Source organism: Pseudomonas sp. BF-R-19, from assembly GCF_019956445.1.
Taxonomy (GTDB): Bacteria; Pseudomonadota; Gammaproteobacteria; order Pseudomonadales; family Pseudomonadaceae; genus Aquipseudomonas; species Aquipseudomonas fluorescens_BH.
The window spans coordinates 241,416-259,760 of the sequence record NZ_JAHBDN010000092.1 but is presented as its reverse complement, the minus strand read 5'-3'; the positions used below and the strand labels follow the sequence as shown (position 1 = coordinate 259,760).

Below are 18,345 nucleotides of genomic sequence, written 5' to 3'. Positions count from 1 at the left end.
CCACTCATGCTGATTGCCTGCTCGCTAGTGGGCTGGAGCGGCTGTGCCTTGAGTGCTGCCGCCCAAATCAGCGCCACAGACCCGGCTGTGATGCCGGTCGCATCGTTGCCCGAAACCGATGCCCCGGGTAACAGCTATACCCGCACCCTCAAGGAGCTGGGCAAAAGCTATTCGATGACCCTTAAAGGCGTGGAGGCTACCGACAGTGTGAATTTCGATGTGCGCGCCGATGAAGTCGTCACGGCTGCGCAGGTCACGCTGCAGTACAGCTACTCACCGGCGCTGCTGGCCGATCTTTCGCAAATCAACGTGCTGATCAACGATCAAGTGGCCGCCAGCCTGCCCCTCCCGAAGGAAGAGGCCGGTAAATTGCAGACCCGGACCGTGCAGATTCCGCCGCAGACCATCACCGAGTTCAACCGGCTCAGCCTGCAGTTCATCGGTCATTACACGATGCAATGTGAAGACCCTTTGCACTCCAGCCTGTGGGCCAGGATCGGCAACGAGAGTCAGCTGAGCCTCCAGGTGTCATCGATCAGACAGCCCAACGATCTGTCCGCGCTGCCGCTGCCCCTGTTCGATCGTCGAGACGCCTTGCCCCTGAAGCTGCCCTTCGTGTTCGCCACGCGCCCAAGCGGTCCGGAGCTTGAGGCCGCGGGCATCCTGTCTTCCTGGTTCGGCGCACTGGCCAGCTACCGCGGCGCAACCTTTCCCGCCAGCCTCACCAGCCTGCCGGCCAAAGGCAACGCGGTGGTGTTTGTCAGCGGCAGCGAGTCAACGACCTTGAGTGGCTTGCCGATCAAAGTGGCCACCGGGCCGACATTGACCCTCGTGAGCAACCCGAATGATGCTCAGGGCAAACTGTTGATCGTCTCCGGGCGCGATGGCGCCGACCTCAAAGTCGCCGCGACAGCGCTGGCCCTCGGCGGCTCGGCCTTTTCCGGGCAGAGCGTGGTGATCGACCGGATCGACTCGCTCAAGCCACGCCAACCGTACGACGCGCCAAACTGGCTGCCCTCCGATCGCCCGGTTCGCCTGGGTGAACTGGCGAAGCCCGCAGAACTCAATGTGTCGGGTTATAACCCGGGACAAATGACGGTTGCCCTGCGCTTGCCGCCCGATCTGTTCAACTGGCGTGAGCCCGGTGCGCAACTTGACCTGAAGTACCGCTATACGCCGCAACCGGTCTCCACCAATTCTTCGTTGCTGATCAGTTTCAACGACACCTTCATCAAGTCTATCGACCTGCCTTCGATCGAGAAACTCGGCAACAGCGACAGCCTGCTGTCGATGCTCAAGACCGACGACAGCCTGGCCCGCACGTCGCGCATGCTATTGCCGCTCAATTCAGTCGCACTGCAATCGCGCCTGCAATTTCGTTTCATGTATGACTACATCAAACAGGGCGAATGCCGCGACATCATCATCGACAACATGCGCGGTGTGATCGACCCGGACTCGACCCTGGACCTCAGCCAATACGAACATTTCATGGCCATGCCCAACCTCGGGGTGTTCAAGGACAGTGGCTTCCCGTTCACCCGCATGGCCGACCTGTCTGAAACATCGGTGATCCTGCCCAACGAGCCAGGCCCGGCCGATCTGAGCGCCTATCTGACCCTGCTGGGCCGCTTCGGCGACTCCACCGGTTATCCGGCTACCGGCGTGAAGGTGGTCCGCGCCGACCAGGTCGCCGAGCAACGCGACCGGGATTTGCTGGTGCTCGCCTCGGGCAACAATCAGCCGCTGCTGGAGCAATGGCAAAGCCTGCTGCCGGCCAGGGGCGAAGACGCTGCGCAGTACTTTGAACTGTCTGACCTGCCGTTGCGTCTGCGCAACTGGATCAGCCCGGATACGAAAACCAATCTGCGTGAAGCGCGCAGCAGCTTCAGGTTTAGCGCCGAGGACGGCAGTGCTTATCTGACCGGATTCGAATCGCCGCTCAAGAGTGGGCGTAGCGTAGTGTTTATCGCCGGCACAAGGCCCGGCGGCCTGGCCGACGTGACCAACGCCCTGCTCAGCAGCGAAGAAAATGCCAACGAACTGCAAGGCAGTCTGGTGGTGGTCAGGGGCAAGCATGTCGAATCGCTGGTCGCCGAGCAGGATTACTACGTCGGGCGCTTGGGTCCGTTGCGCTATCTGCAGTGGTACCTCTCGCAGAACGTCATCGCGCTCATGCTGTTCACCCTCATCGGGGTCCTGCTGCTTGCTTGCATGGCCTACCTGGCCCTGCGCCTACGGGCCAAACGTCGTCTTGGCCAATGAGTCGCGCGGGCCAGTGTCGTTCATGCCTGCGACGTCCATGAGCAGCCGGGGTATTTCACTGCGCCAGGGCCTGCGCGGTAACGCGCGCAGGTTGAGCGCTGTGCTTGCGATCGCCCTGCTGGCGCCGGCGATAGCGGCCGCACAATCCTGCGAGCCGCCGGCCTGGCCACTGTGGCAAACCTATGCAACACGCTTCGTCCAGGCCGACGGCCGGGTTCTGGAATCGAGCCTTGAAAACAATCACAGCACCTCTGAAGGGCAGTCCTACGGCATGCTCTTCGCACTGATCGGCAACGATCAGCCACGCTTTGACAAACTCTGGCGCTGGACCTCGGCCAACCTCGCAGGCTCCGCCACCGCCACACGCCTGCCGGGCTGGTTATGGGGGCAAGGCAAGGACGGTCAGTGGCGCCTGCAAGACGCCAATTCGGCCGCCGACGCCGACCTGTGGATCGCCTACGCCCTGCTCGAAGCCGCACGCCTGTGGCATCGGCCGGACTATCACCGGGACGCCCTGCAACTAATGGCGACGATCGAAGCGCAATTGGTGGTCAAACTGCCAGGGCTCGGCCCAATGGTCTTGCCCGGACCACAAGGTTTCGTCCAGCCGGGCGCTCTCTGGCGCCTGAACCCCAGCTACCTGCCACTGCCACTGTTACGGCGCCTGGCCAAGGAAGCACCCTCCGGGCCCTGGCAAGCGATTGCCAACAACACCGCGACGATGATTGCCCAATCCAGCCGCCACGGTTTCATCGCTGACTGGGTCGGTTATCAAGGCACTTCAGCGCAATCGGGGGTCTTCGTGAGCGACCCGATCAACGGCGACACGGGCAGCTACGACGCCATTCGCGTGTACCTCTGGCTGGGCATGAGTGATACCTCCGAACCGCTGGCAGCGCTGCTGCTCAAGCGGCTGGACGGTATGGCCCGCAGCACTGTCGCGACGGGCTCCCCCCCGGAAACGGTCCAGGTTCTGCACGGCAGTGTCCAGGGTCAGAGCCCTTACGGATTCTGGGCTGCACTGATTCCCTACCTTGAGGCCAAGGGGCAACCCAAGTTGGCCGATCAGCAACGACGCCGCGTGGAACTCGCCTTGCACGAGGCGCTGGCCAGGCCCGATGCCGACGCCGGTCCACCGCGTTACTACAACTTCATGCTCAGCCTGTTCGCACTCGGCTGGGCAGATAAACATTATCGATTCCGGGAAGACGGAACGCTGAAACTTTCCTGGGAGACCGCATGCACCCGCACCACCGCACGCTAGCCATCGCCGTCATGAGCGCATGGACGGCCGCTGCTGCCCACGCTCAAAGTCCGACGCCACAGACATTACTCGTCGAGCAAGGGCAGTACTGGCAGTTGCACAACAACCCTCAGCGCGCTACGGAAGTCTGGCTGAAAGTCCTGTTGCTGGACCCGGTCCAGGTTGACGCACTGTATGGCCTGGGCTTGATCGGCGTGCAACAGGCCAAGCCACAACAGGCGCAGCAATACCTCGCCCGCTTGCAGGCCATCCAGCCAGCGCCTCGGCAGGCACTGCAATTGGCGCAGGACATCGCCCTGGCGCAACCGCAGAACCAGCAGCGTCTGGAAGAGGCTCGGCGCCTCGTCGATGCCGGTGAACGTGACAAGGCGACCGTGGTGTTTCGCTCGCTGTTCGATGGCCGTCCACCTCAAGGTACGATCGGCCGCGAGTATTACAACAACCTTGCCTTCAATCAGGCTGACTGGACTGAAGCGCGTGGCGGACTTCAGCGCCTGCAACGTGAGATGCCCAACGACTCGATCGTCGCGCTGTTTTACGCCAAGCATCTGGTGCGCCATGAAGACAGCCGTGCCGAGGGCATCCGCGCCCTGGCCGCGCTGACCCAGCGTACCGACATTGCCGGTGATGCCGACGAAAGCTGGCGCCTGGCGCTGACCTGGATCGGCCCGCCCGATCCGGCACAAGTGCCGTTGTTCGTGGCGTACCTCAATACGCATCCGGATGACGTGGAAATCCGGGCGCAGATGAACAAGGGCAAGCAACAGGCAGCAACGACGGCCAACAAGGAATGGCAGCCGCCCGCCGAAGTCGCGCGCGGCCTGAAGGCACTCAAGGAAGGTGATCAGGCCACCGCCGAACAGGCTTTTGAAGCGCGCTTGAAAAGCCAGCCCGACGATGCCGATGCGCTGGGCGGCCTTGGGGTTGTTCGCCAGCAACAACACCGACTGGCCGAAGCGGAAAAGCTCCTGGGGCAGGCCACGCGTCAACACAACGGCAGCCACTGGCAAGTTGCGCTGAACGAAGTGCGCTACTGGTCGGCGTTGCAGCAGGCCCGCGACGCCCAGGCCAAAGGCCAGACAGCCCAGGCACTGGCCTTGGTAAACCAGGCGCTGCGGCTCAATCCAAACGGGGTGGACGCTCGCCTCGCCCTGGCGGACATTCAGGCCAGCGCGGGCCAGTTCGATGACGCTCAGGGCAACTATCGCCAGGTGCTGAGCCTGCGCCGCGACGACCCTCAAGCACAGGAAGGGCTGGTCAACGTGCTGCTCAAGAGCGGCAAGAACGATGAAGCCCTGCAACTGATCAACAGTCTGCCAGCCACCGGCCAGGCAAAGATCGGCCAGTCCGCACGCCTGCAAGCCTTGCGTGCGACGCAACTGGCCGCCCTCGCCGAACAACGCAACGACCTGCCCGCTGCGCGCAACGCCTTGCAAGACGCGCTGCGCTACGAACCGGACAACATCTGGACGCGTTTCGCCCTGGCCCGCCTGAACCTGGCGATGGGCGAACCGCAAAAGGCTCGGGACCTGATCAACGCCATGCTCCAGGCCCATCCCGCCAATGCCGATGCGCTTTACGTCAGCGCCTTGCTGTCGGTCCAGATGGGTGAGTGGAAAGCCGCCCAGACAACCTTGGCACGCTTGCGCCCCGACCAGCGAACTCCAGACATGGAAGCGTTGGCCGCTGATGTCAGCCTCAACCTGCAACTCAGCCAGGCGATCGAGCTCGGCAAGCGTGGACAGCGCCAGGAAGCCCTCGCCTTGCTCGAACGTATTCAACCGATGGCCAACAACAGTCCAGACCGCACGGTCAGCCTGGCCTCGGCCTATGTCGACCTCGGCGAGCCGACCCGTGCACTGGCCCTCATGCGCAGCCGGTTGCAACAGACCACAGCGCCCTCGGCGGACTTCATCCTGCAATACGCCGCGGTCCTGCTTAAAACCGGAGAAGACGCGCAGGTCAACGAGATTCTGCGCGACCTGCAGAACAGGCCCTTGAACGCGCCGGCTCGCAAGCGCTTCGACGACCTGCTCTATCTCTATCGCATCCGCCAGGCTGACCAGCTGCGTGAGCGCGGCGATCTGGCCAACGCCTATGACACGCTGGCGCCCGCACTGGCGCAACGTCCCGGTGACAGCGCGGCCGTCGCGGCCCTGGCGCGGATGTACTCGGCCAACGGCGACACGGCAAAAGCCCTCGAACTCTACAAACCGCTGTTACAGCGCCAGCCAAACGACCCGCAATTGCTGTTGGGTGCTGCCGACGCGGCGGTGCTGGCACATGACCCGGCCTTTGCCGAACAGGCGCTGCAACAGCTGCTCAAGACCGAATCCGGTAACCCTCAAACGCTGACCGAGGCCGCACGCCTCTACCAGAACATGGGCAAATCCGGCACGGCGACCGATCTGCTGCGCAAAGCCGTGGCCATCGAACAGAGCGAGAAACGTAGAAACCAGGGCGGCCAACTGGCCGGCTCGACGGTGGCGCCCAACCCTTTTGCCGGGGTGTCGGGTTCACGTAGCGAAGTCAGTCGCGACACCCTGCTGGCAGCCATCCCGCCACCGGTTCAGGAGATGCCGGGCAGCGTGACGTCCCGCCCCCCTTTTGGCATCGACGCCCCGCCACGGCCTCAGCAGGCGAGCAATCCATTCGAGTCGCAATTGCCACGCACAGCACTGGTGAGCGAGGACATCAGCCCTGCGCAACTGGCGCTGAATAAAATCCTTCAGGAGCGCAGTGCCTACGTCACCCAGGGCGTGAGCATTCGCAGCAACAACAGTGAGTCGGGGTTGAGCAAACTGACCGACATTGAAACTCCGCTGGAAATCAATATTCCGCTGGATGAAAGCCGCATCGCCCTGCGCGTGACGCCGGTCTCGCTGAACGCCGGCAGCGCCAACAGCGAGGCGCTGTCGCGTTTTGGCAACGGTGCGCAGAGCGGCAGCGCCGGTTCGCAAAAAAACCGAGGGTGTCGGCCTTTCCGTCGGCCTTCAACGGCCCGCCGATGGGCTCAAAGCCGATCTCGGCACCACCCCGCTCGGCTTCAAATACACCACCGCCACGGGCGGCATCAGCGTTGATCGCCCCGTGAGCGACACCTCTAATGTCCGTTACGGCGTGAGCGTTTCCCGGCGTCCGGTGACTGACAGCGTCACCTCGTTTGCCGGCACCACGGACAAACGCAGCGGGCAGTCCTGGGGCGGTGTGACCGCCAACGGCGGGCGTGGCCAGTTGAGCTATGACGACAACGAAGTCGGCGCCTATGGCTACGCCTCCTGGCACCAGCTATTGGGCAACCATGTCGAGTCCAACAACCGCAGTGAGCTGGGCAGCGGTGTGTACTGGTACCTGCAAAATGCAACGGACAGCAAACTGACCGTCGGCTTGAGCATGACCGGCATCAGCTACGCCAACAACCAGGACTTTTTCACCTACGGCCACGGCGGCTATTTCAGCCCGCAGACGTTCTTCGCCCTGGGCGTGCCGGTGACCTGGGCACAACGCACCGGGCGCTTGACGTATCAAGTCAAGGGCTCGGTCGGCGTGCAGCATTTCGAGCAGGACAGCGTCGACTATTTCCCGACCGACAAAGCCATGCAAGCGGCCTCGGGCCTGCGCTACGAAGGGCAAAACAAAACCGGGATCGGCTACAGCGTCGCCGCGGCGGCTGAATACAAGTTCGCTTCGAACTTCCTGCTGGGCGCCAATCTTGGCCTGGACAACGCCCGCGACTACGAACAACTCAGCGGTGCCCTGTCCTTGCGCTACCAGTTCGAGGAGATCAGCGGCCCCATGAGCCTGCCGGTCAGCCCGTACACCTCGCCTTATTCCAACTGATCATTCTGGAGCTTTCGATGCCCACTTCTGCCCTTGCCGGTCTGACTCTCCTTGTCCTTGGGGAGAGCCATATGAGCCTCGCGGACCATTTGCTGGAGCCGCTGCACGACAACCTGACTCGCCAAGGCGCCCAGGTCCACTCCATCGGTGCCTGCGGCGCCAGCGCCGGTGACTGGTTGATCAGCAAGAAGGTCGACTGCGGTGCCGAGCGCAAAGGCAACGACAAGATCGTGATCAAGGGGCGCGAGGCAACCACCACACCGATCCAGGACCTGATCGCCGCCGACAAGCCCGACCTGGTGGTACTGGTCATCGGCGACACCATGGCGTCCTACGACAAGCCAGTGTTTCCAAAGGCCTGGGCATGGCAAAGCGTCACCAGCCTGGCCAAGGCCATCGCCGCCACCGGAACCCGTTGCGCCTGGGTGGGCCCGGCCTGGGGCAAAGCCGGTGGCATGTACCAGAAGAATGATGCCCGCACCCAATTGATGTCGCAGTTTCTGGCCGCGAACGTGGCGCCTTGCACCTACATCGATTCGCTGACGCTCTCCAAACCCGGACAGTGGATCACCACCGATGGGCAGCACTTCACCGTCGCCGGGTATCAATCCTGGGGCAATGCGATTGGTGGTGCGTTGGCCAAACTGCCCGCCGACACCGTCAGCAGCACAGGAGCCGGCAAATGATCCGATCCGCATGTGGCTGGGCGCTGTTCGCGCCCTTGATGCTGAGCCTGCACGCCCAGGCATCCGACATTGCCCTGTACCCGACGGGCCCGGATCAGGACTCGGCCTTCCTGCGCTTTATCAACGCCGCCGACCGCCCCCTGCAACTGCTGGCCGAAGGCTCGCAGGCGAGCCTCAGGCTCGAGGGTTCGAATGCCGTGTCCGACTACCTGCCCGTGCCCGCCAACCAGCCGATCAAGGGCACTCTGGAACTCAACGGCAAAAGCCAGCCGCTGGACATCCAGGTGGCAGCCGGCGAATTCGCCAGCGTGATCGCTTTGCCAGACAGCGCTCAAGGTATCCGCCAGGTCGTCATCCGTGAGCAACCCGACGACTTCAATAGCCTGAGAGCCTCGCTGGCGTTTATCAGCGCCGATCCAGCGTGCACCCAGGCCGGTTTGCGCGCTGCGGGGAAGAACGCCGACCTGTTCAAGGAGGTGGCCGACGGCAGCGTACAACGCCGAGCGATCAACCCGGTCAGCCTGTCGGTGCAATTGGTCTGCGCCCAAACCAACGTCGGTGCGCCGCTTGACCTGGGTCGGCTCAAGGCCGGCGAACGCTACAGCGTTGTGCTGCTACCTGGCGCAAATGGCCCATACCTGCTGCTCGCGACTGACGTCCTGGCTCACTGATCGGATCGCGCCACCACCATGGTTTTTGCCTCTCTCGAGTTTCTGACGTTGTTCCTGCCGCTGTTCCTGTGTGCCTATGCACTGTGCCCGGCGGCCTGGCGCAACATCACGCTACTGATCGGCAGCTGGCTGTTCTATGGCTGGTTGAGCCCACGGTTCCTCGCGGTGCATGTGGTGCTGACGATCATGGCGTGGGTCGGCGGCTTGCTGATTGACGCCCTGCGGGAAGAAGGCAAGGGCCGCGTGCGGCTACTCGCGACGCTGATCGTGCTCAACACCTCGGTGCTGTGCTGGTACAAGTACGCCAACATCGTCGCCGGCACCTTGATCGATGCCGTCACCGGGTACGGCGCCATGCCTCTGGACTGGCAGCGGGTCGTCATGCCGGCCGGGCTGTCGTTTATCGTCTTGCAGGCGATTTCCTATCTGGTGGATGTGCATCGCCGTACCGTGCCGGTTGAACGCAGCTTCATTAACTACGCCACCTATATTTCGATGTTCGGCCATTCGGTCGCCGGCCCCATCATTCGCTATGACTGGGTTCGGCGCGAGCTGAATCAGCGTTACTTCAATCGGCAGAATTTCTCGCTGGGCGCACGCCGGTTCATGGTCGGGATGTGCATGAAGGTCCTGGTGGCCGACACCCTGTCGCCGGTGGTCGACGTTGCGTTCAATGTACAGAACCCCAGCTTCTCTGACGCCTGGATCGGCTGCCTTGCCTATTCGTTGCAACTGTTCTTCGACTTCGCCGGCTACAGCGCCATGGCCATTGGACTGGGCCTGATGCTGGGCTTCCACTTTCCCGAGAACTTCGACCGCCCTTATCTGGCCAACAGCATCCAGGACTTCTGGCGACGCTGGCATCTGTCGCTGTCCAGCTGGTTACGCGACTATCTGTATATTTCGTTGGGCGGCAATCGCAACGGCACCTGGAAAACCTACCGCAACCTGTTCCTGACCATGGCCATTGCCGGCCTCTGGCACGGTGGCGATAGCTGGAACTATCTGCTGTGGGGCTGTGCCCATGGCCTGGCGTTATGCGTTGATCGTGCCTGGAACCGCTCCACCCTGCCCGCTGTACCGCCGGTGCTGTCCCATGGCCTGACTCTGCTGTTTGTGTGCCTGGCCTGGACACTGTTCCGCGCCCCCGACTTACCTAGCGCGCTGAGCCTGTATGCCGGACAGTTCGGGCTGCAGGGCATCGCCCTCGGTGACGAACTGTCCACGACCCTGCGCCCGGTGCACGGCATTGCGGGTTTGCTGGGTGTGTTCGGTGTCGTCGCACCGCTGCTGCGCCCTTACTGTGAGAAACGACTGGGCGGCCTTTTGCTCTACGCCGCCGACCTTTGGCCCATCGCCGGTTTCATGCTGTCGTTCGCACTGATCGCCAGTCGCGAAACCGTCCCCTTCCTGTACTTCCAATTCTGATGACGATCCCCAAGCACACCCCGCCCCCCACTCAGCCAGATGATCTGGCGACACGCAGCAGTCGGTTGGCAGGCGTGGCGCTGCTGATATTCCTGGTCGTCGGGCTGCTGTCCTCTGGCCGTCTGATCGTTTCAGGGCAGATCTCGCTGCTGCCCGATAAAGTGCTGACAACGCAGATTCTTGACGGCGATATCACCCATCGGATCGCCAAGGAACTGTCGAACGCTCACTTTCCCACCACGCTCGCCGAGCTGGAGCGCGGTGCCAGTTGGCTGCTCCTGCGCGACACGGGGCCGAGGGTTCGCCCGGGTTGTCCTGACTGGCTGTTTTTGGCCGATGAACTCAAGATCAATCACCAAGCGCAGCGTAACGCCGATGCCAAGGTCCAGGCAGTGATTGATCTGAAGCAGCAGCTCTCCCAGCGTGACATCAGCCTGCTGGTGGTCATCGTTCCAGACAAAAGCCGCATCGCTTCCGGGCAGCTTTGCGCACTGCACCGCCCAGCCGCTCACGAAGGGCGCATCCAGGCCTGGACCTCGAAGCTGGATGCGGGTGGCGTGTCGAATCTGGACCTCACCGGTGCGCTGGCGCCACTGGGGGCCGGTGCCTGGTTGCGCACCGATACGCACTGGAGCGAATCCGGCGCGAAGGCCGCGGCCGAGGCTATCGCGCAGCGACTGAAGAGCCTGGGCATCAGTGCAACGCCACGCAAGTCGTTCAACGAAAGTCATGCCCCGCTCGCGGTGCGACCTGGCGATCTGGTCCATCTGGCGGGCATCGACTGGCTGCCGCTCAAATGGCAACCCGCAGCTGAAATGGTCGCCCAGACCAGCACCGACGAACTTCCCGTTGCGTCAGCCGCCAGCCCTGACACCGAGGCAGACCTCTTTGGCGATGCCGACCTCCCCGACACCGCGCTCATCGGCACTTCATTCTCACGCAACTCCAACTTCGCAGGGTTTCTGCAGCAGGCACTGGGCGCCCCCGTAGGTAACTTCGCCAAAGACGGCGGCGCGTTCTCTGGCGCTGCAAACAGCTACCTCAACAACCCGGCCTTCAAGGAAACGCCGCCAAGGCAAATCATCTGGGAGATCCCGGAGCGGGACCTGCAGTCGGCTTACATCGACCCCATTGCCTATCGCTCTTTGCGCTAAGCCAATCGCATCCGGCAGTCGCTCCAAACCCCACGGATCAGCGCCTTCAACATCAACGCCTCCTCCCAGCGATCCGTGATGTCACGCCCATCAGCCCCCGTCATCGCATAGGGTGGCGGGCCGAGTTCGCAGGTGAAGGACAGGCTGGCGGGTGTGTTCGGGCGGGCCAGCCAATCCTCGATCCCGTAGCACCACCAGCCGAGGAATCGGTCCAGCCAGGGTCGATGCTGGGCGAAGCTCAAGGGCACCTGAACCTGTTCGCCGTTGGCGACCCGACCGTGAAAGCCCCAACTGTGGCGCAGGATGGTATGGATCTGTTCGTCGTCTTCAGCGGTAGCCGACTCAGGCAATTCCCGGCCCACGACGTAGTGGGACAAGTCGGCCAACAGTTTGAGGTCAGGCATTTGCGCGAGAATGTCGAGGGTGAACAACAGGTCGCTGGTGAGGCGATAACGGTGGGTTTCCAGCAGGATCGGAAAGTCCACCTGCTCGGCCAGACGCTGCCAGCCTTCGATCAGTTCGATGGCTTGCGCCAGCGTACGCGGCCGGACGTCTGCTTGTAGCGTGAGGTGGTGGCAGCCGTAGCGGGAGACGACATCGAGCGCGGCCGCCAGATCATCCACGGTCCGGGGGAACAGTTGACCTTCGATTTGCAGGCCTTGCGCCTTGGCGGCGGCGCTCAGGCGTGCAGCCTGTGGCGCCTTCCAGAAATGGTCGGTGATGCCGTCGAAACCGGCGGCGGCGATTTTCTCCAGTTGCGCGTCAATGGAAAGGTCGCATTGGCCACGGTGATCTTGCATGGCCCACAAGGACTGAAACACCAGGAGTTCGCGCATGTCAGTTCCTCGACAATTGTTTGAGCGATACATCGGCATCGGTCAAAGCGACCACCGAGAGGGGGTTATGGTTGGCGATCAGCCGTTCGCACAACTTGATGTCCTTGGCGACGCTATTGCCCTGGCCCCAGCCGCAAGCCCCTAGCAGACGTTGTTCGGCATCGAGGTAGAACAACAGGAAACCACCACCCGGGATTGTCCGGCTCGCCGTCGGTTCGGTGTTGGCGATGACGCCCACGGTTTGCAGCCCCCAGTCGTATTGATCGGACCAAAAGCCGGGAATGACGTCGAAGGGCTGCTCGCCCCCCAGCAGGTTCAGAGCGGCGTGACGGCCCTGGGTTTCGGCGTTGCGCCAGGTTTCCTGACGCTGGAACCCCCCTTGCGGGTGCAGACGAAACTCACAGACGTCGCCTGCCGCAAAGATATCCGGCGCACTGGTGCGCAACTGCGCATCGACGCGAATGCCCTGGCCAACCTCCAACCCGGCGGCCATGGCCAACTCGGTGTTGGGTTGCATGCCGATGCCCACCACGACCAGGTCGCAGGGCAACAACTGGCCGTCCACCAGTTGCACCGCTTCAGCGTGGGTGGAGCCCTGCACCGTTTCAATAGCCACGTTCAGCCGGACATCCACGCCCTGACGACGATGCAATTCCAGCAGGACACTGGACAATCGCTCCGGCAGGACGCGACCCGCCAGGCGCGGCCCGGCTTCGAGCAAGGTCACTGTGCAACCCAGGGCACGGGCGGTGGCGGCGACTTCGAGGCCGATAAAGCCACCGCCGATGATCACCAATCGGGCGCCTGGCCGCAGCGAATTGCGCAGTGCGACCGCCTCGTCATGGGTTCGCAGATAAAGTACGTTGGGCAGATGCCCGGGTACCGAAGGCAACAGGCGCGCCCTGCCCCCGGTCGCGAGCAACAGACGGGCGTAATGCAACCAACTGCCGTCGGCCAACTGCAATCGATGCTGCTGCGGATCGAGGTTTTTCACCGGGTTAGCGGCCAGGTGTTCGATGTCCAGTGCAGCGAGTTGAGCGCTATCGCACAGACTGCAACCCGCCAGTTCAACCGTGCCCTGTAACAGCCCTTTGGACAGCGGCGGACGTTCGTAGGGCGGGTGGAATTCGTCGCCGATCAGGATCAGGCGACCGCGATAACCTTCGGCCCGCAGGGTCAGGGCCGCGCGGCCACCGGCATGCCCGGCGCCAACGATAACCAGTGGAGCATTGGCAGGATTCATGGCACAGACTCCGAGCAGTTATACCGAAATGGCGAGCAAGACACGCCCCGCCTCGACCCGGACCGGATAGGTCTTGAGGTTGACGCACACCGGCGCACCCAGGGCTTTGCCGGAACGGTAGTCGAAACGTCCGTTGTGCTTGGGGCACTCGATGACATGTTCCATCACCAGGCCGTCCGCGAGGTGGATGGACTCGTGGGTGCACAGGCCTGCGGTGGCGAAGAACTCGTCGTCTGCGGAGCGGTAGACGGCATAGGTGTGCGGGCCATGGTCGAAACGAATGACATCTTCTTCATTTATTTCGCCCACGGCACAGACATCGATCCATTGATCGGTCATGGCGTTTTCTCTTGTAGTGGTACAGCCAGGAAGGTGTCAGGCCGGCGTTGCTTCAGGCTCTACCTGAGCGGTGGCGGCCGGCGCTGCGCGTTGTGGCAAAGGGCGACGGACATAATGGGTCGGGTCTTTGCGCTGCTTCCAGATAGTCGGGAGGATTTCCCGCAAGGCCTCGAAAAGGCTGGCGTATGGCGGCGGGCAGTCGTGACGAATCTCTTCGTGTAGCTGCGCCAACGCGTGAAACGGCACCATCGGATACATGTGATGCTCGAGATGATAATTCATGTCGAGGTACAGAAAGCGCAGCAGCGGGTTCATGTAAATGGTCCGGCAGTTGCTGCGATGATCGAGCACATCCTCGGCCAGGCCGACATGCTGCGTCAGGCCGAACAGGTAGGACAGCCAACCGCCGTACAGGGTCGGCAAACCGATAAACATCAGCGGCAACCAGCTCTGCAGATACAGCGCAGCCGCCAGGGTCAGCCCATAAATCACCAGCCAGATGCGCGCCGCCGTAAAGACCTTGGGCCACTCGGACTCGGGGATGAAGGTCTGCTCTTCTTCAGCCATTCGCCCGGTGGCATGCCGGCAGACCGACCACATCGTCTTGATTGCATAAGGCATCCTGAACAGGCTCAGCACCATCATGATCAGACTTGGCGGGCGCGGCTCGACAATCTCCGGGTCACGCCCGACGATGATGGTGTCGGTGTGGTGCCGGGCGTGGCTCCAGCGCCAGACATGGGGCTCGAACATGAACATGAAGCTCGACAACTGGTAGACCGCATCATTCATCCAGCGGGTTTTGAATGCCGTTCCGTGACCGGTTTCGTGCCAACGTGCATTGGACGCCGTGCCGTAGAGCAGCCCATAGGCGAAGAAGAACGGAATGCACGCCCAGGAGCCCCAGAACCAGTAACCACCGAACCCGGTGACGACCATCGCCAGCAGCCAGATCGCGGTATCGCGCAGGGCCGGGCCATCGCGGCGCTGCATCAGTTCCTTCATGCGTTTACGGGGAATGGGTGATTGATACCAGTTAGCCGAGACCAGGCCTTTTTGCGCTGCTTTAGCGGCTTCGGGACCCGTCAACCGATAATCCCGAGGCACGGGTTTACCGGAGTTTTCAGATGCTGCGTGTTGTTCAGGCATTTTATTGTTCTCCGCAAGCTTGATGGTTTAAGGCACTTGCTTCGATGCGGGATCACATCGCTTACGAAAAGATAGAGAGCGCACTGATTACCCTCAAGCCCTTGAATACATTCCCTATCAAGCTATCATCCAGGCCCATTGCAGCTTGATAGTTTTCTATCAAAGCGCCCGGGGGCTCGCCATGAACAACACTAAACGCCCAACCATCGCCACTGTCGCCGAGCGCGCCGGTTTGAGTGTCGCCACCGTGGACCGGGTACTCAATGCCAGGGCTCCGGTGAACCCGGCTACCGCCGAGCAGGTGTTCCAGGCCGCCGAGGCGGTTGGTTATTTCGCGGCCAGGCTGATCGGCCAGCGGATCCGCGAACGGCGCCCCAGCTATCGTTTCGGCATCCTGTTGCTCGGCACCGCCCAGGCGTTCTATGCCAACGTTGCCGCCGCCATCACCGAGGCGGCACAGCGTCAGGCCGGCGCCAACCTCAGCTGCCAGTTCGAGTACGTCTTCGATCGCTCACCCAGCGCCATCATTGCCCAGATCGAACAACTGGCAGTGCAGTGCGATGGCCTGGCGGTGGTCAGCTTCGCTCACCCGTTGATCAATGCCGCCATCGCTCAGATCAGGGCCGCGGGCGTGCCAGTGATCGCACTGCTGTCCGACATCCACGAGGCGGCAAATGAGCCTTACGTCGGTCAGGATAATCATGTAGTCGGACGCACCATGGGCTGGCTGCTGGCTCATACCTGCGGTGGCCACAAAGGTAGCGTCGGGGTACTGCTGGGCGGCCACCGTTTTCTCGGCCATCAGGCGCGGGTGGAAGGGTTGCGCAGTTATCTGACGGAACACGCACCGGGGTTGCAGCTACTCGAAGCGGTGATCAACCTGGATAACTGTGACGTCACCGAAGAGGCCACTCTGGAACTGCTGGCGCGACATGACGACTTGCGGGGTTTGTGCGTGGTCGGCGGTGGCGGCGACGGCATCATCAGTGCTCTGTCGCAGCTACCAAAGCAGCCGTCGCTGTGCAGCATTCTTCAGGAATCGACCGAGCTGTCGCGCCAAGCCCTGGCCCAGGGACTGATCAGCCTGGTCATCGACTCCCAGCCGCGATTGCTGGCGGCTGCGCTGGTCGACTTGCTGATCGAACTGCAAACCACACCGGACTTCGATCCTGTCCGGCATCGAATTCATATTCCATTGCAGATCATGACTTGCGAGAACGCTCGAGGCTGAACCTGTGGCGAGGGCGTTTTTGATTAACCCCTCAGCGCTCGGGTCCCGAGCGGAACGCATCGGCACTCAACCCAAACCGGTTCATCTTGTTGTACAGCCCGCCACGGGAAACGTTCAGCTGTTTGGCGGCCAGGCGGATGTTGCCGCGGGTATCCCTGAGGGCCGTGATGATCGCGTTCATTTCATGGGTGCCGAGGTCCATGGCCGCCCGAGGCTCAGGCACGTTGCCCGGCGCGGAAGGCCGCAGTCTTTGCTTGATTTCGAGCGGTAGGTCTTCGGATTGAATCAGTTCGGTCACTGCCAGATTGGTCGCCCGTTCAATGGTGTTTTCCAGCTCGCGAACATTGCCTGGCCAGTGGTAGGCGCAAAGAATATCCAGCGCCTGCGGCGAGATGCCCTGCACCGATTTGCGCAGCGAGCGTGCGCAACGACCAACAAAATGTTGCGCCAGCAAGGGCACATCCTCGCGGCGCATCCTCAGGGGTGGAACCGTCAGATTCAGTACGTTGAGCCGGTAGTAAAGATCCTCACGGAACGCACCATCGGCCACTGCCTGACTCAAGTTGCGGTGGGTGGCCGCAATGATGCGGACATTCACCTGCCGGGATTTCTTTGCGCCCACCCGCGTCACCTCGCCTTCTTGCAAGACCCGCAGCAGGCTGACCTGGGCATCAAAAGACATGTCACCGATTTCGTCGAGGAAGATCGTTCCGCCATCGGCCAATTCGAACTTGCCGGCCGAACCGCCGCGGGCCGATCCGGTGAAGGCGCCCTCGACATGCCCGAACAGTTCGCTCTGCACCAAATCTCGCGGAATGGCCCCGCAATTGACCGCCACAAAAGGACCACTGCACCGGTCACTGCCGTTATGTATCGCCTGGGCGAACAACTCCTTGCCGGTGCCGCTTTCGCCCAGGATCAATGTGGTCGAGTCACTGCGACTGGCGATCCGTCCCAAGTGCAACGCGTCCTGAATGGCTCGCGAAGTGCCCTGAATGGTTTCGAAGGTGTAGCTGGCCTGAGTGCCGATGATCCGCCGGGTAATTTCCCGGATGCGTCGGTTCTCCCGCAGCGAGACGATGCGCCCGCCCTGCTCCAGTGAGCACACGGACACCAGGCATGCCAGCTGGCTGCGATCATGCAATTCAAAGGTGCAATCCAGATCTCTTATCCCTTCAGACTGCTGCCCTTCCCCGCCGCGCAGCAGAACCTCATTGGTCAGTTCGCTGCGGCCCAGACGCTGGAACGGACTGCCCAGCAAATCCAGGCCCACGCGAAACAATTGCCGGGCATAGCGGTTGAGCGCCTTGATGCAGCCGCGCTCATCCAGCACCACCAGTCCCTCGTTCAGTACTTCGAGCACGGCTTGTTGTTCTTCCAGCAAGGCCTGCAGCGCCATCTGCCGCGAAACCGCTTCGGCTGCGGCCTGGACGGTGCCCAGAGTATGGAAATGAAACCAGCCGGGCTCTGCGGTCAGGGTCAGCATGGCCAGTGTCCGGCCCTGGGCATCGCGGATCGGCGCGGCGGCACAATGCATGCGCCGCCGACGCAGGTCGACCCCGAAGTTTTCCTCGGCCAGCACATACACCAATCGGTCTTCGGCAAGCGCCAGCCCCGTGCAGTTGGTGCCCTGCACCGACTCCAGCAGTTGGCTGCCCACCGGTGTGAGATCGAGGCCGCAGGAATACAGCATCGTTCCTTGGGCATCGGTCAGATTGATATGACCTCTGGGGTTGTACGCCAGCAATCCGCGCATGACCTCCGCTGCCGCTGCGATCAACGCGCGATTGGCTGCCAGCGTCGCGGCCAGGTCGGCGGGGGCGACAAACCGGTACGCACCATCCTCAGGGTTGAGGCCTGCACTGACGCTGCGCAACCAGGAGTCCCAAATCACCTGCCTGACCCCGGCAGGTCGATCGACACTCCCCCTCAGACACGCCAGCCAGGCCTGTTCCAGCTCAGCGATCGGTCCTGCGTTCAACGACGCCGGTCCGATTGCGGCGATGTAATCGAGGTCTTGCGCGCTGAAGGCCATCGGCTGTGGATTCACTCTGCGTCCCTATGTTCATATTTTCGACATGTCAGTATAGACATGTCATCTGAATGAACACTTAATTCAAACCACTATTATTAAACCCTTAAATATCAATCATTTAAATATTGGCATGGCGCTTGCTCCCGGCTTTGTACCAGCGAGGACATTCCTGCTGTCGAGTCGTTGAACAACAATAAAAGGGAG

At 62.1% G+C, this 18,345-nt stretch carries 12 protein-coding genes and 1 pseudogene; 8 read left to right on the top strand and 5 right to left on the bottom strand.

Features of this window, described 5'->3' with window-relative positions; genetic code table 11:
- Nucleotides 1-6 precede the first annotated feature (6 nt).
- From bcsB to KGB28_RS26895, 7 genes and pseudogenes are all read left to right on the top strand, one after another.
- Complete coding sequence (gene bcsB / locus KGB28_RS26925; protein ID WP_223448590.1) at nt 7-2,265, top strand: cellulose biosynthesis cyclic di-GMP-binding regulatory protein BcsB; 2,259 nt, start codon at nt 7-9, stop codon at nt 2,263-2,265.
- Between the two features lie 22 nt (nt 2,266-2,287).
- Complete coding sequence (bcsZ, locus tag KGB28_RS26920; protein WP_223448575.1) at nt 2,288-3,529, top strand: cellulose synthase complex periplasmic endoglucanase BcsZ; 1,242 nt, start codon at nt 2,288-2,290, stop codon at nt 3,527-3,529.
- A pseudogene (locus KGB28_RS26915) lies at nt 3,505-7,369 on the top strand (cellulose synthase subunit BcsC-related outer membrane protein). Before bcsZ ends, KGB28_RS26915 begins: the two are co-directional and overlap by 25 nt.
- Nucleotides 7,370-7,386: 17 nt before the next feature.
- Entirely contained in the window at nt 7,387-8,055 is a 669-nt protein-coding gene (locus KGB28_RS26910; RefSeq protein ID WP_223448574.1) for an SGNH/GDSL hydrolase family protein, read from the top strand.
- On the top strand, nt 8,052-8,726 hold the full coding sequence (locus KGB28_RS26905; RefSeq protein WP_223448573.1) for an alginate O-acetyltransferase AlgF: 675 nt from the start codon (nt 8,052-8,054) through the stop codon (nt 8,724-8,726). Before KGB28_RS26910 ends, KGB28_RS26905 begins: the two co-directional genes overlap by 4 nt.
- Before the next feature lie 18 nt (nt 8,727-8,744).
- Nucleotides 8,745-10,154: an MBOAT family O-acyltransferase gene (locus tag KGB28_RS26900; RefSeq protein ID WP_223448572.1), complete on the top strand. Its 1,410-nt coding sequence runs from the start codon at nt 8,745-8,747 to the stop codon at nt 10,152-10,154.
- A complete protein-coding gene (locus KGB28_RS26895; RefSeq protein ID WP_223448571.1) occupies nt 10,154-11,308 on the top strand; it encodes an alginate O-acetyltransferase AlgX-related protein in 1,155 nt (384 codons plus the stop codon). Before KGB28_RS26900 ends, KGB28_RS26895 begins: the two co-directional genes overlap by 1 nt.
- On the opposite strand, the gene KGB28_RS26890 is transcribed toward KGB28_RS26895, so the two are convergent.
- Genes KGB28_RS26890 through KGB28_RS26875 form a run of 4 tightly spaced genes read right to left on the bottom strand, consistent with a single transcriptional unit; the run spans nt 11,305 to nt 14,875 of the window.
- A complete protein-coding gene (locus KGB28_RS26890; RefSeq protein WP_223448570.1) occupies nt 11,305-12,144 on the bottom strand; it encodes a sugar phosphate isomerase/epimerase in 840 nt (279 codons plus the stop codon). The two genes, KGB28_RS26895 and KGB28_RS26890, sit on opposite strands and share 4 nt — an antisense overlap.
- A 1-nt stretch (nt 12,145) precedes the next feature.
- Nucleotides 12,146-13,387 carry an NAD(P)/FAD-dependent oxidoreductase gene (locus tag KGB28_RS26885; RefSeq protein WP_223448569.1) on the bottom strand — a complete coding sequence of 414 codons (1,242 nt, stop codon included), beginning with the start codon at nt 13,385-13,387 and terminating at the stop codon, nt 12,146-12,148.
- An 18-nt stretch (nt 13,388-13,405) separates the two neighbouring features.
- Nucleotides 13,406-13,726 carry a MocE family 2Fe-2S type ferredoxin gene (locus KGB28_RS26880; protein ID WP_007991153.1) on the bottom strand — a complete coding sequence of 107 codons (321 nt, stop codon included), beginning with the start codon at nt 13,724-13,726 and terminating at the stop codon, nt 13,406-13,408.
- 36 nt (nt 13,727-13,762) lie between these two features.
- On the bottom strand, nt 13,763-14,875 hold the full coding sequence (locus KGB28_RS26875; RefSeq protein ID WP_223448568.1) for a fatty acid desaturase family protein: 1,113 nt from the start codon (nt 14,873-14,875) through the stop codon (nt 13,763-13,765).
- 181 nt (nt 14,876-15,056) lie between these two features.
- Between KGB28_RS26875 and KGB28_RS26870 the strand changes: the two genes are divergently transcribed.
- Nucleotides 15,057-16,106, top strand: coding sequence for a substrate-binding domain-containing protein (locus tag KGB28_RS26870; protein ID WP_223448567.1), 1,050 nt, complete (start codon nt 15,057-15,059; stop codon nt 16,104-16,106).
- 31 nt (nt 16,107-16,137) lie between these two features.
- On the opposite strand, the gene KGB28_RS26865 is transcribed toward KGB28_RS26870, so the two are convergent.
- Complete coding sequence (locus KGB28_RS26865; RefSeq protein ID WP_223448589.1) at nt 16,138-18,141, bottom strand: sigma-54 interaction domain-containing protein; 2,004 nt, start codon at nt 18,139-18,141, stop codon at nt 16,138-16,140.
- Nucleotides 18,142-18,345: the final 204 nt, after the last annotated feature.

What these genes read in the sequence shown, in the direction of transcription:
- bcsB (WP_223448590.1), top strand. Translation starts at nt 7, where the DNA reads ATGCTGATTGCCTGCTCGCTAGTGGGCTGGAGCGGCTGTGCCTTGAGT.
- bcsZ (WP_223448575.1), top strand. Translation starts at nt 2,288, where the DNA reads ATGCCTGCGACGTCCATGAGCAGCCGGGGTATTTCACTGCGCCAGGGC.
- KGB28_RS26910 (WP_223448574.1), top strand. Translation starts at nt 7,387, where the DNA reads ATGCCCACTTCTGCCCTTGCCGGTCTGACTCTCCTTGTCCTTGGGGAG.
- KGB28_RS26905 (WP_223448573.1), top strand. Translation starts at nt 8,052, where the DNA reads ATGATCCGATCCGCATGTGGCTGGGCGCTGTTCGCGCCCTTGATGCTG.
- KGB28_RS26900 (WP_223448572.1), top strand. Translation starts at nt 8,745, where the DNA reads ATGGTTTTTGCCTCTCTCGAGTTTCTGACGTTGTTCCTGCCGCTGTTC.
- KGB28_RS26895 (WP_223448571.1), top strand. Translation starts at nt 10,154, where the DNA reads ATGACGATCCCCAAGCACACCCCGCCCCCCACTCAGCCAGATGATCTG.
- KGB28_RS26890 (WP_223448570.1), bottom strand. Translation starts at nt 12,144, where the DNA reads ATGCGCGAACTCCTGGTGTTTCAGTCCTTGTGGGCCATGCAAGATCAC.
- KGB28_RS26885 (WP_223448569.1), bottom strand. Translation starts at nt 13,387, where the DNA reads ATGAATCCTGCCAATGCTCCACTGGTTATCGTTGGCGCCGGGCATGCC.
- KGB28_RS26880 (WP_007991153.1), bottom strand. Translation starts at nt 13,726, where the DNA reads ATGACCGATCAATGGATCGATGTCTGTGCCGTGGGCGAAATAAATGAA.
- KGB28_RS26875 (WP_223448568.1), bottom strand. Translation starts at nt 14,875, where the DNA reads ATGCCTGAACAACACGCAGCATCTGAAAACTCCGGTAAACCCGTGCCT.
- KGB28_RS26870 (WP_223448567.1), top strand. Translation starts at nt 15,057, where the DNA reads ATGAACAACACTAAACGCCCAACCATCGCCACTGTCGCCGAGCGCGCC.
- KGB28_RS26865 (WP_223448589.1), bottom strand. Translation starts at nt 18,141, where the DNA reads ATGGCCTTCAGCGCGCAAGACCTCGATTACATCGCCGCAATCGGACCG.